We start from the raw sequence: 11,716 nt of genomic DNA, 5'->3' as shown, positions 1-11,716 counted from the left end.
GGAGACTGGCGGCATGATCATCCTCGCCGGCACTCCCATCGGAAACCTCGGCGACGCCTCCCGCCGGCTCGTGGAGGCGCTGGGCTCCGCCCGCCACGTCGCCGCCGAGGACACGCGCGTGACCATCCAGCTGATGCGCGCCCTGGGTGTCGAGAACCGGCCCGCCCTCTACGCCCTGCACGACCACAACGAGCGCGAGCGCGCCGCCGAGCTGGTGGAGCTGGCCCGCGAGGAGGACCTGCTCGTGCTGAGCGACGCGGGCATGCCCACGGTCTCGGACCCGGGCTACCACCTGGTCGAGGCGGCGGTGGCGGCGGGAGTCGCGGTCACCGCGCTGCCCGGTCCCTCGGCGGTGCTCATGGCGCTCGCCGTGTCCGGGCTCCCGACGAATCGCTTCAGCTTCGAGGGGTTCCTGCCCCGCCGGCACGGCGAGCGGGTCTCGACCTTCCGGGCGCTCGTCGACGAGCGCCGCACCATGGTCTTCTTCGAGTCCCCGCACCGGATCGGCGACGCGCTCGCCGACCTGGTCGAGGCGATGGGCCCGGAGCGGCGCGTCGTCGTCTGCCGCGAGCTCACCAAGATGTTCGAGGAGGTCCGGCGCGGCACGGCGGCCGAGCTGGCCGAGTGGGCGGCCGACGGCCTGCGCGGCGAGATCTGCCTGGTCGTCGAGGGAGCCCCCGCGAGGGAGGCGTCGCTCGAGGACGCGCTGGCCGACGTGCTGGCCCGCGTCGAGGCCGGATCGCGGCTCAAGGAGGCGTCGGCCGAGGTCGCCGAGATCACGGGGCTCTCGCGCCGCGCTCTCTACGAGGCGGCGCTCGCCTCCCGCCGCGGCTGAGAGCTCCCTCCCAGACGGCGCCCGCGGCCGGTCGTCCACGGCCTCCGTCACACGCCGGGAGCGGTGCCGCGCGGTGAATAGGATGGTCGCCATGTCCGACGGCGCCTCCTTCTACCTCACGACCCCGATCTTCTACGTGAACGACGTCCCGCACATCGGGCACGCGTACACCGAGGTCGCCGCCGACGTGCTCACCCGCTGGCACCGCCAGGCGGGCGACGACACCTGGCTGCTGACCGGCACCGACGAGCACGGCCAGAAGATCCTCCGCACCGCCACCGCCAACGGCACGACCCCCCAGGAGTGGGCCGACCGCCTCGTGAGGACCGCCTGGCAGCCGCTGCTCGAGACCATCGACATCGCCAACGACGACTTCATCCGCACCACGGACGCGCGGCACGAGGTCAACGTCCAGAAGTTCCTGCAGAAGCTGTACGACGAGGACGCGATCTACACCGGCGAGTACGAGGGCTACTACTGCGTGGGCTGCGAGGAGTACAAGCAGCTGTCCGACCTCGAGGAGGGCACCGGCGACTACGCCGGCCAGTACGTCTGCAAGATCCACTCGAAGCCGGTCGAGCTGCTGAAGGAGAAGAACTACTTCTTCAAGATGAGCGAGTACACCGAGCGGCTGCTCGCGCTCTACGAGGAGCGTCCCGACTTCGTCCAGCCCGAGTCGGCGCGCAACGAGGTCGTGAGCTTCGTCCGCCAGGGCCTGGCCGACCTGTCGATCTCCCGCTCCAGCTTCGACTGGGGCGTGAAGGTCCCGTGGGACGACTCCCACGTGGTCTACGTCTGGTTCGACGCGCTGCTCAACTACATCACCGCGGTCGGCTACGGCCAGGACGAGGCGGAGTTCGAGCGCCGCTGGCCGGCGACCCACATCGTCGGCAAGGACATCCTGCGGTTCCACGCGGTGATCTGGCCCGCCATGCTCATGGCCGCGGGCCTCGAGGTCCCCCGGCAGGTGTTCGGCCACGGCTGGCTGCTGGTCGGCGGCGAGAAGATGTCGAAGTCGAAGCTCACCGGCATCGCGCCCGAGCAGATCACCGACACCTTCGGCTCCGACGCCTTCCGCTACTACTTCCTCCGGGCCATCACCTTCGGCCAGGACGGCTCGTTCTCGTGGGAGGACCTGTCGGCGCGCTACCAGTCCGAGCTCGCGAACGGCTTCGGCAACCTCGCCTCGCGGGTCGTCGCGATGCTGCACCGCTACTACGACGGCGTCGTGCCTGCGCCGGGCGAGCCGACCGAGGCGGAGGAGCGCGTGCAGCGCATCGTCGCCGAGGCCGCCGCGTCGGCCGACCGGTCGATCGACGCGCTCGCGATCCACGATGCGATCACCGCCGTGTGGAGCATCGTCGAGGAGCTCAACGGCTACATCACCGAGCAGGAGCCGTGGGCACTCGCCAAGCGCGAGGAGCGCGAGCGCCTCGGCACGGTGCTCTACACCGCGACGGAGGGGCTCCGCGCCCTGGCCGTGCTGCTCTCGCCGGTCGTGCCGCGCGCGACGGCGTCCCTCTGGGAGGCGCTCGGCGTGACGGAGTCGCTCGGCGCCCTCACCGCGCAGCCGATCCGCGAGGCGGGCCGGTGGGGGGTCCTCCCCGTCGGCACGACCGTCGGGACGCTCGCCGCGCTCTTCCCGCGCATCGAGGCTCCCGCGTCCTGACGGCCGCGCCTCGACCCGTGGACGGAGCAGCCGCGCGGCCTGGAGCCGCCGACGGAGGATCCGCAGGAGAGTGCCCGATGACCGTGATCCGCACGCGAGGGGCCGGGTGCGAGCGGTCCTCCGCTCCGGGGACGGCGGGGCGCTGATGACGCGCGAGGTCCTCGACGCTCTCGAGCAGGCGGCCGAGCTCACCCGGCGCCACGTCGGGCACCCGGAGCGCGCCGCCGCGCTCGCCCTGCGCCTGCACCGGGTGACCGCTCCGACCGAGCTCGTCTACACCCGGTTCCCGCCGACCCTCAGCCTGGTGCTGGCCGGCCGGAAGCGCTCGGTGGTCGGCGACTCCGACGAGCGGTGGGGCGCCGGCCGCTTCCTGATCACCCCCGTCGATCTGCCGGTGGTGGCGGCCGTCGTGGAGACCGGCGACCGCGGCGACTTCCTGTCGGCCAACTGGCGTCTCGACCCGCTCGTGGTGGCCGAGATCGCGGCGCTCGCCCCCCGGACGGCCCCGCGGGCTCCCGCCCCGCGGATCGGCACGGTCACGGAGGAGATGGCGGACTCGCTGCGCCGACTCTTCCGTCTGCTCGACGCCCCCGCCGACATCCCGGTGCTGGCCCCCGCGATCACGCGCGAGCTCGTGCTGCGGCTGCTGCAGACGGACCAGGCGCTCCGGCTGCTGGCCGCGTCCAGCACCGTCCGCTCGGAGGCCGTCTCCCGTGCGGTCGAGGCGATGAGCGCGTCGCTCTCGCGCGGCTGGACCCTCGGCGCGCTCGCCGCGGAGGCGGGCACCAGCGTGCCCACGCTCACCCGCCGCTTCCGCGAGCTGACCGGGATGTCGCCGTTGAGCTACCTGCGGCGGCTCCGCCTGGGGGAGGCCAGGAGACTGCTCCTGGTCCGGGGCGACACCGCCGCGCAGGCCGCGGCCGCGGTCGGCTACGCGAGCGCGTCGCACTTCGGGCGCGACTACCGCCGCGCCTACGAGACGACCCCCGCGGCCGACGCTGCGCTCCACCCCGGGCCGCTCGTCCAGATCCACTGAGCGGCGGGCGCTGTCGCGGGGACTCCGAGCGGCGCGTACCGCGGCGTCAGACGCGGGCGCCGACGATGCCTCCGTCGACGTCGAGCGTCGTGCCGTGGACGTACGAGGCCTCGTCCGAGACGAGCCAGCGCACGGCCAGGGCGATCTCGTCCGGACGTCCGGGCCGGCCGGCGGGGGCGGACGCGGTCATCTGCTCCAGGATCGCCGCGGCGTGCTCGTTGCCGGGCGTGAGAGTCGCGCCGGGCGCGACGGCGACCACGCGCACGCCGCTCGGGCCGTACTCGGCCGCCCACGCCCGCGTGAGGTGCTCCAGCGCCGCCTTGGTCGCGGGGTAGAGCGCGGTCCCGGGCGTTCCCACCCGTCCCATCCACGAGGTGATGTTGACGACCACTCCGCTCCCGCGCTCGGCCATGGCCGGGGCGATCGCCGCGACGAGCTGGTGCGGCACGCGGATGTTCGTGGTGAGGAGGGACTCGACATCGGCGTCGCTGAGGTCGGCGGTCGGCCCCACCGGGAACACTCCGGCGTTGTTGACGAGGACGTCGATCCGCCCGTCGAGGAGGGTCAGCGCCCGCTCGGCGACGGCGCGGGTCTCCTCCGGCGTGCCCGCGAGGTCGGCGACGAGCGCGGAGGCGGTGCCCCCGTCGGCGCGGATGCCGCGGACGACGGACCCGACCCGCTCGGGGTCGCGTCCGTGCACGAGGACGTGAGCGCCGGCCCCGGCGAGGCGGCGGGCGATGGCCGCGCCGATCCCGCTCGAGGATCCGGTGACGAGGGCGTGGCGCCCGGCGAGGGAGCCGGGTGCGGAGTGGGCGAGGAGCTCGGTGTCTGTCATGGCTCCAGCCTCCCGGCGGCGCGGGAGGCGGGCTGTCCCGATCCGATCGGGTGCTGACCCGATCCGCTCAGGGCGCCTCAGCGGCCGCCTCTCGGCCCTCGTCCACCCGGGACTCCGGCCCCCGCGAGCCCTCCCGGTAGCCTGGAGCGCATGACCGACAGCCAGCACGTCCGCTCCCGCGAGGCCTCGTCCGGCCGCGACCTGACGTACCCGCCGCTGCCCGAGGCGCTCGTCGTCCCCGTCTACGACAACCACACGCACCTCGAGATCGCCGACGGCCTCGAGCCGCTCGACCACCGCGAGCAGCTCGACCGGGCCTCCACCGTCGGGGTCCGCGGCGTCGTCCAGGTCGGCACGGACGTCGAGACGAGCCGCTGGTCGGCCGAGCAGGCGGCGAGCGAGCCGCGCATGCTGGCCGCCGTCGCGATCCACCCCAACGAGGCGCCCGAGCTGGAGCAGCGCGGCGAGCTCGACGCCGCCCTCGCCGTGATCGCCGAGCTGGCGGAGCAGCCGCGGGTGCGCGCCATCGGCGAGACCGGGCTCGACTTCTTCCGCACCGGCGAGAGCGGCCGCGCCGCGCAGTTCCGCTCCTTCGAGGAGCACATCCGCATCGCGAAGGAGCACGACCTCGCGCTGCAGATCCACGACCGCGACGCGCACCGCGAGGTCATCGAGACCCTGCGCCGCGTCGGCGCCCCCGAGCGCACCGTCTTCCACTGCTTCTCCGGGGACGCGGAGATGGCGCGGATGTGCACGGGCGAGGGCTGGTACCTCTCCTTCGCCGGCACCGTGACGTTCAAGAACGCCGAGCCGCTGCGGGAGGCGCTCGTCGCGACTCCTCGGCACCTCATCCTGGTCGAGACCGACGCGCCGTACCTCACTCCGTCGCCCTTCCGCGGCCGCCCGAACGCGCCCTACCTCCTCCCGCACACCCTGCGCTCGATGGCCGCGACCCTCGAGACCGACGTCGGCCACCTGGCCGCGACGATCGCCTCGAACACGGAGGCCGTGTACGGCGAGTGGGGCGGCGAGGTCGGCTCCGAGCCGACGGAGCCGGTCGGACCCCTCGCATGAGCGGCCGCCACGCCGCCGAGCCGACGGCCGCCGCGATCCCGCGCCTGCTGGGCCCGGCCGAGATCCGCGACCTCGCCGGCCTCCTCGACGTCACGCCGACCAAGAAGCTCGGCCAGAACTTCGTGCACGACGCCAACACGGTCCGCCGCATCGTCAAGCTCGCTCGGGTGCGCCCGGGGGAGACCGTCGTCGAGATCGGCCCCGGCCTCGGATCGCTGACCCTCGGCCTGCTCGAGGCGGGCGCGCAGGTCGTGGCCGTCGAGATCGACGGGCGCCTCGCCGAGCAGCTGCCGCGCACCGTCGAGCTGATGGCGCCGGGCGCCGATCTCGCGGTCGTGCACGCCGACGCGATGAAGGTGCTCGACCTGCCGGGGGATCCGGTCCGGCTCGTCGCCAACCTCCCGTACAACATCTCGGTGCCGGTGCTCCTGCACTTCCTCGAGCACTTCGCCAGCATCCGGTCCGGAGTGGTGATGGTGCAGTCCGAGGTCGGGCACCGGCTCGCCGCCGGTCCCGGCTCCAAGGTCTACGGCGGCCCGAGCGTCAAGGCGGCGTGGTTCGGCTCCTGGACGACGGGCGGCGCGGTCTCGCGTCAGATCTTCTGGCCGGTGCCGAACGTCGACAGCGTGCTCGTCGCGTTCGACCGCGGCGAGGAGCCGGGCGACGAGACCCTGCGCCGCGCCGTCTTCGCGGTCGTCGACGCGGCGTTCGCGCAGCGGAGGAAGATGCTCCGCCAGTCGCTCGCGACCCTCTTCGGCGACAGCGCCGCGGCGATCGTCGCGCTCGAGCGGGCCGGCGTCCCGCAGACCGCGCGCGGCGAGGAGCTGGACGTCGCCGCCTTCGTCCGCCTGGGCCGCGAGCTCGATCCGGCGCGGGTCCCCGTGCGCGGCGCGGCGGTGCCCGACGGGTCGCTGGCGGAGACCGACGGGGACGACGCGGACGGCGACGGGGAGCCCGCCCCGGGTGCGGACGAGGGCGCCTCCGCCACCCTGTAGCGTGGATGCATGGCCCACCGCGCGACGTCGAACCGGGTCCACGCGCGGGCGCCCGGCAAGATCAACGTGTTCCTCAAGGTCGGCGCCGTGCGCGACGACGGGTACCACGAGCTGGCCACCGCGTTCCAGTCGCTCTCCCTCTACGAGGACGTGTTCGCGGAGGAGGCGGCCGACTTCTCGGTCTCCTTCTCGGGCTCGATCGACACCTCCCGCCTGGCCGTCGACGGCTCCAACCTCGCGATCAAGGCGGCTCGGGCGCTCGCCCGGGCGACCGGCTACCGCGGCGGCGTGCACCTCGAGATCGAGAAGAACGTCCCCATCGCCGGCGGCATGGGCGGCGGCTCGGCCGACGCGGCCGCGACCCTGCTCGCCTGCGACGCGCTCTGGGGCACGGCCTGCACGAGGGAGCAGCTGCTCGGCATCGCCGCGAGCCTCGGCGCCGACGTCCCCTTCTCCTTCACCGGCGGCACCGCGATCGGGGTCGGCCGAGGCGACGAGCTGAGCCCGGCGCTCGCCAAGGGCCGCTTCGAGTGGGTGCTGGTCCTCTCGGAGGAGGGCCTGTCGACCCCCGAGGTCTACAGCGAGCTCGACCGGCACCGCGAGCGCCACCTGCACGACTTCCGCCCGATCTCGGCGACCCCCGCCATCGATCCCAACGTGCTGCAGGCCCTCCGCGCCGGCGACGCCGCCATGCTCGCCGACGCGATGCACAACGACCTCCAGGCGCCGGCGCTGCACCTGCAGCCCGGGCTCGCCCGCATCCTCGAGCTCGGCGAGGGCCGCGGGGCGCTCGGCGGCCTCGTCTCGGGGTCCGGCCCGACCGTCGCGTTCCTCGCTCCGGACGCCGATGCGGCGGCGGACCTGCAGCGCGAGCTGAGCTCCGCGCGGCTGAGCGCCGTGCGGGTGTCCGGCCCGGTCCACGGGGCTCGCCTGCTCTCGACCTAGTCGCGGAGGCGGTGCCTCCGGAGCGGGGCCCGCGAGCCCCGCGCCCGGTGCCCTCCACAGACGGTCCGCAGAGAAGTTCCGACCTCGTGGCTTAGAGTGCCGCTCATGTCCCGCCGAGCCACCCTCTTCGCGATCCTCTCCGGGATCGTGGCCGCCGTCGTCGCCCTCGCGGCCGCCGAGGTCGTCGCGGTCTTCACCGGAGCGGGCGGCAGTCCGCTGGTCGCGGTCGGCGGCTTCGTCATCGACATCGTGCCCCCGGGCGTGAAGGACACGGTCATCGCGCTCTTCGGCACCGGCGACAAGCTCGTGCTGCTGGTCTCGATCGGCCTCGCGATCGCGCTGCTGGCCGTCGGCGCGGGAGTCCTCGAGTACCGCCGCCCGCCGTTCGGCGTGCTGCTGCTGGCCGTCGTCGCGGGCGCCGGTGCGCTCGCCGCCGTCAGCCGCGAGGGCGCGTCCGGGATCGACGCGGCGCCGAGCGTCGTGGGCATGGTGGCCGGTGCCGCGGTGCTCCGCTCGGCCTCCGTCCGCCTCCGCGGCTGGCAGGAGGAGCGCGAGAGCGACTCCCCGGACCGCAGGTCGTTCCTCCGCCTGGTCGGGATCGCCGGAGTCGCCGCGGTCGCCGCCGGCATCGGCGCCCGCTTCCTCACGTCCGCCTCCGCAGCCGTCACCGCCGTGCGCGAGGCCGTGTCCCTGCCGGCTCCCGCCTCGGCCGCCGCGCCCGTCCCGGCCGGCGCCGTGCTCGACGACATCGACGGCATCAGCTCCTACGTCACTCCCAACGCCTCGTTCTACCGGATCGACACCGCGCTCTCGGTGCCGTCGGTCGAGCCCGCCGACTGGTCGCTGAAGATCACCGGCATGGTGGAGGAGGAGATCGAGATCACCTGGGACGAGCTGCTCGCGCTGCCGCTCGAGGAGCACCTGGTCACCCTGTCCTGCGTGTCCAACGAGGTCGGCGGCGACCTGATCGGCACCGCCCTCTGGCTGGGCTACCCGATCCGCGAGCTGCTGGCCCGGGCCCGGCCGACCGCCGGCGCCGACATGGTGCTCTCGCGGAGCATCGACGGCTTCACCGCCTCCAGCCCGCTCGACGTGCTGCAGGACGAGGACCGCGCGAGCCTGCTCGCCGTCGGGATGAACGGCGAGCCGCTCCCGGTCGAGCACGGCTTCCCCGTCCGGATGGTCGTCCCCGGCCTGTACGGCTACGTCTCGGCGACGAAGTGGGTCGTCGAGCTGAAGGTCACGACCTTCGCGGAGGACCTGGCGTACTGGTCGACGCGCGGCTGGACCGAGCGCGGTCCGATCAAGATCGAGTCGCGGATCGACGTGCCGCGCCAGGGCCAGCCCGTCGAGGCGGGGACGGTCGCCGTGGCGGGAGTCGCCTGGGCGCCGCACACCGGCATCGCGAAGGTGGAGGTGCAGATCGACGGCGGCGCCTGGCAGGAGGCGCGCCTCGCCGAGCAGGTCACCGCGGACACGTGGATCCAGTGGGTCCTCGAGTGGGACGCGACGGTCGGCGACCACGTCGTGACCGTGCGCGCCACCGACGCGGACGGCACGGTGCAGACCACGGTCGAGCGCCCGCCCGCTCCCGACGGTGCCACGGGACTGCACCGCCGCTCGGTGTCCGTCTCGGAGCCGGCACCCGCGGGCTGAGGTCCGGGGGCCGCGACCCGGCCGCACTGTGATCGACCCGCGGCGGACCGCTCAGGCGGCACCGCCTAGGCTGGATCCCTATGGCACATCTGCTGGGCGCCGAGGCGCTGCGACTCGAGTACCCCACACGCGTGATCTTCGACGACGTCTCCCTGGGGATCGAGGAGGGCGACCGCATCGGGATCGTCGGACGCAACGGCGACGGCAAGTCGACCCTCCTGCGCCTGCTCGCGCAGCGCATCGAGCCGGACAGCGGCCGCGTCACGCACCGCCGCGGCGTCACGCTCGGGATGCTCGACCAGGCCGACACGGTCGATGAGGACCTCACCGTCGCCCAGGCCGTCGTCGGCGGGCTCCAGGAGCACGAGTGGGCGGGCGACGCGCGCACCCGAGACGTGATCGCGGGCCTGCTGCGCGAGGTCCCCTGGGACGGAGTGGTCGGCTCCCTCTCGGGCGGCCAGCGGCGCCGGGTCGCCCTCGCGAAGCTGCTCGTCGGCGACTGGGACGTCGTCTTCCTCGACGAGCCCACCAACCACCTCGACGTCGAGGGCATCGCCTGGCTGGCCGAGCACCTCAAGCGGCGCTGGGCGGCGTCATCGGGCGGGCTCGCGGTCGTCACCCACGACCGGTGGTTCCTCGACGAGATCTGCACCGCCACCTGGGAGGTGCACGACCGCCTCGTCGAGCCGTTCGAGGGCGGGTACGCGGCGTACATCCTGCAGCGCGTCGAGCGCGACCGGATGGCCTCGACCATGGAGGCCAAGCGCCAGAACCTGATGAAGAAGGAGCTCGCCTGGCTCCGCCGCGGCGCCCCCGCCCGCACGGCCAAGCCCAAATTCCGGATCGACGCCGCGAACCAGCTGATCGAGGACGAGCCCCCGGTGCGCGACTCGGTCTCGCTCTCGCAGCTCGCCGTCTCCCGCCTGGGCAAGGACGTCGTCGACCTGCTGGACGTCACGGTCCGCTACGGCGAGCGGACCGTCCTCAACCGCATCGAGTGGCGGATCGCGCCCGGCGAGCGCACCGGCATCCTCGGCGTGAACGGCGCCGGCAAGTCGACCCTCCTCGGCCTGGTCGCGGGCAGCGTGGAGCCGACGAGCGGCCGGGTGAAGCGCGGCACCACCGTGCGCGTCGCGATCCTCGACCAGCAGCTGCGCGAGCTGACCGGTGTCCAGCACCGGCCCGTCCGCGAGATCATCGCGGAGCAGCGCACCAGCTACTCCATCGGCGGCAAGGAGATGACTCCGGGCCAGCTGCTCGAGCGCCTCGGCTTCTCGAGCGCGCAGCTCTCGACGCCGGTGAAGGACCTCTCGGGCGGTCAGCGCCGGAGGCTCCAGCTCCTGCTCATCCTGCTCAGCGAGCCCAACGTGCTGATCCTCGACGAGCCGACCAACGACCTCGACACCGACATGCTCGCCGCGATCGAGGACCTGCTCGACTCCTGGCCGGGCACCCTGCTCGTCGTCTCGCACGACCGGTACCTGCTCGAGCGCGTCACCGACCAGCAGTACGCCGTGATGGACGGCGCGTTCCGCCACCTGCCCGGCGGAGTCGAGCAGTACCTCGACCTGCGCCGCGCGCTCGAGAAGGGCGCGCCCGCGGGGGCCTCGTCGGGCTCCTCCTCCGCCGCGCCGGCGTCGAGCGGGCTCGCGGGGGCCGAGCGCCGCACCGCCGAGAAGGAGGTGTCGGCGATCGACCGGCGCCTGCACAAGCTCACGCAGCTGACGAAGACCGTGCACGAGAAGATGGCGACGCACGACCAGGACGACTACGACGGGATCCTGGCGCTGAACGCCTCGCTCCGCGCCTACGAGGACGAGGCGGCAGAGCTCGAGCTGCGCTGGCTGGAGCTCTCGGAGCAGCTCGAGGGCTGACGCCGGTCTCCTCCGCCGCTCCCGCAGCTGTCCCGTACCGCGTGGGCGGGACGCGGCCCCGGGCCCGGGCCGACCGGCTCAGCCGAAGTCGAGGGAGAGCTTCCGGAGGAGCTGCGCCAGCCGCTCCTGCTGGGCGTGGGTAAGCGCGCCGAGCAACTCCTGCTCCGCGTCGACCAGGCGGGTGATCGCCGCGTCGACCCGGGCGAGCCCCGACGGCGTCATCTGCACCAGCACGCCGCGCCCGTCGTTCGGGTCGTCGAGGCGCTCGACCAGGTCGCGCTCGACCAGCCGGTCGATGCGGTTGGTCATGGTGCCGCTGGTGACCATGGTCGCCTGGAGGAGCTGCTTGGGGCTCATCCGGTAGGGCGCACCCGCGCGCCGCAGGGCCGAGAGCACGTCGAACTCCCACGTCGCGAGCTCCGACCGGCCGAAGGCGCTGCCGCGCGCGCGCTCGAGCTGCTTGGCCAGCCGGCGCATCCGCGAGAAGACCTGGAGCGGCGTGAAGTCGAGATCGGGCCGCTCCCGGACCCAGGCGTCGACGATCCCGTCGACCTCGTCATTCGCACTCACCCGTCCATTGTGGCGGCTGGGCGGCTCGGGGGACGCCGGGAGGCGGACGGGCCGGGAGGCGGGGACGTCCCGGGCCGCCGTCGTCCGCCCGAGCGACGGCCGCCCGCGCCCGAGGCGGGGCCGGGGGCGCGGGACTTCATGCGGGTGCCCTGGCCTGCCGCCAGGATCACGACGGCGAGCGTGCTGTCTGCCATGTTCTTCGCGTTCTCCTCCATGAGCGCACCGTC

Annotated in this window: 10 protein-coding genes; 8 read left to right on the top strand and 2 right to left on the bottom strand. The window is 73.8% G+C overall.

Going from position 1 to position 11,716, the window contains the following annotated elements:
• The first annotated feature begins 13 nt into the window (after positions 1 to 13).
• The 3 genes from rsmI to C5C95_RS08290 all read left to right on the top strand — a co-directional run bounded on the left by rsmI (position 14) and on the right by C5C95_RS08290 (position 3,540).
• A complete protein-coding gene (gene rsmI / locus C5C95_RS08300; RefSeq protein WP_104324205.1) occupies positions 14 to 835 on the top strand; it encodes a 16S rRNA (cytidine(1402)-2'-O)-methyltransferase in 822 nt (273 codons plus the stop codon).
• A gap of 91 nt (positions 836 to 926) precedes the next feature.
• The gene (gene metG, locus C5C95_RS08295; RefSeq protein ID WP_104226924.1) at positions 927 to 2,504 is read left to right on the top strand and encodes a methionine--tRNA ligase; all 1,578 of its coding nucleotides are present in this window, start codon (positions 927 to 929) and stop codon (positions 2,502 to 2,504) included.
• A gap of 70 nt (positions 2,505 to 2,574) precedes the next feature.
• A complete protein-coding gene (locus tag C5C95_RS08290) occupies positions 2,575 to 3,540 on the top strand; it encodes an AraC family transcriptional regulator (RefSeq protein ID WP_258059876.1) in 966 nt (321 codons plus the stop codon).
• 46 nt (positions 3,541 to 3,586) lie between these two features.
• On the opposite strand, the gene C5C95_RS08285 is transcribed toward C5C95_RS08290, so the two are convergent.
• Complete coding sequence (locus C5C95_RS08285; RefSeq protein ID WP_104222330.1) at positions 3,587 to 4,375, bottom strand: SDR family NAD(P)-dependent oxidoreductase; 789 nt, start codon at positions 4,373 to 4,375, stop codon at positions 3,587 to 3,589.
• 150 nt (positions 4,376 to 4,525) lie between these two features.
• Here C5C95_RS08285 and C5C95_RS08280 point away from each other — a divergent pair, with 150 nt between their 5' ends.
• From C5C95_RS08280 to C5C95_RS08260, 5 genes are all read left to right on the top strand, one after another.
• Complete coding sequence (locus C5C95_RS08280) at positions 4,526 to 5,449, top strand: TatD family hydrolase (protein ID WP_104324204.1); 924 nt, start codon at positions 4,526 to 4,528, stop codon at positions 5,447 to 5,449.
• Entirely contained in the window at positions 5,446 to 6,444 is a 999-nt protein-coding gene (gene rsmA / locus C5C95_RS08275; protein WP_181125613.1) for a 16S rRNA (adenine(1518)-N(6)/adenine(1519)-N(6))-dimethyltransferase RsmA, read from the top strand. Before C5C95_RS08280 ends, rsmA begins: the two co-directional genes overlap by 4 nt.
• Before the next feature lie 9 nt (positions 6,445 to 6,453).
• Positions 6,454 to 7,389, top strand: coding sequence for a 4-(cytidine 5'-diphospho)-2-C-methyl-D-erythritol kinase (locus C5C95_RS08270; protein WP_104222334.1), 936 nt, complete (start codon positions 6,454 to 6,456; stop codon positions 7,387 to 7,389).
• A gap of 105 nt (positions 7,390 to 7,494) precedes the next feature.
• Complete coding sequence (locus C5C95_RS08265; RefSeq protein WP_104283863.1) at positions 7,495 to 9,045, top strand: molybdopterin-dependent oxidoreductase; 1,551 nt, start codon at positions 7,495 to 7,497, stop codon at positions 9,043 to 9,045.
• Between the two features lie 80 nt (positions 9,046 to 9,125).
• On the top strand, positions 9,126 to 10,919 hold the full coding sequence (locus C5C95_RS08260) for an ABC-F family ATP-binding cassette domain-containing protein (protein ID WP_104324203.1): 1,794 nt from the start codon (positions 9,126 to 9,128) through the stop codon (positions 10,917 to 10,919).
• Between the two features lie 78 nt (positions 10,920 to 10,997).
• On the opposite strand, the gene C5C95_RS08255 is transcribed toward C5C95_RS08260, so the two are convergent.
• Complete coding sequence (locus tag C5C95_RS08255) at positions 10,998 to 11,489, bottom strand: MarR family winged helix-turn-helix transcriptional regulator (protein WP_104324202.1); 492 nt, start codon at positions 11,487 to 11,489, stop codon at positions 10,998 to 11,000.
• Between the last annotated feature and the right edge of the window lie 227 nt (positions 11,490 to 11,716).

The organism is Rathayibacter sp. AY1B7, from assembly GCF_002932735.1.
Taxonomy (GTDB): Bacteria; Actinomycetota; Actinomycetes; order Actinomycetales; family Microbacteriaceae; genus Rathayibacter.
This window is presented reverse-complemented; position numbering and strand designations above follow the sequence as displayed.

Coding starts and splice junctions, on each gene's coding strand:
- C5C95_RS08285 (WP_104222330.1), bottom strand. CDS start 4,375: ATGACAGACACCGAGCTCCTCGCCCACTCCGCACCCGGCTCCCTCGCC.
- C5C95_RS08270 (WP_104222334.1), top strand. CDS start 6,454: ATGGCCCACCGCGCGACGTCGAACCGGGTCCACGCGCGGGCGCCCGGC.
- C5C95_RS08280 (WP_104324204.1), top strand. CDS start 4,526: ATGACCGACAGCCAGCACGTCCGCTCCCGCGAGGCCTCGTCCGGCCGC.
- rsmI (WP_104324205.1), top strand. CDS start 14: ATGATCATCCTCGCCGGCACTCCCATCGGAAACCTCGGCGACGCCTCC.
- C5C95_RS08265 (WP_104283863.1), top strand. CDS start 7,495: ATGTCCCGCCGAGCCACCCTCTTCGCGATCCTCTCCGGGATCGTGGCC.
- rsmA (WP_181125613.1), top strand. CDS start 5,446: ATGAGCGGCCGCCACGCCGCCGAGCCGACGGCCGCCGCGATCCCGCGC.
- metG (WP_104226924.1), top strand. CDS start 927: ATGTCCGACGGCGCCTCCTTCTACCTCACGACCCCGATCTTCTACGTG.
- C5C95_RS08260 (WP_104324203.1), top strand. CDS start 9,126: ATGGCACATCTGCTGGGCGCCGAGGCGCTGCGACTCGAGTACCCCACA.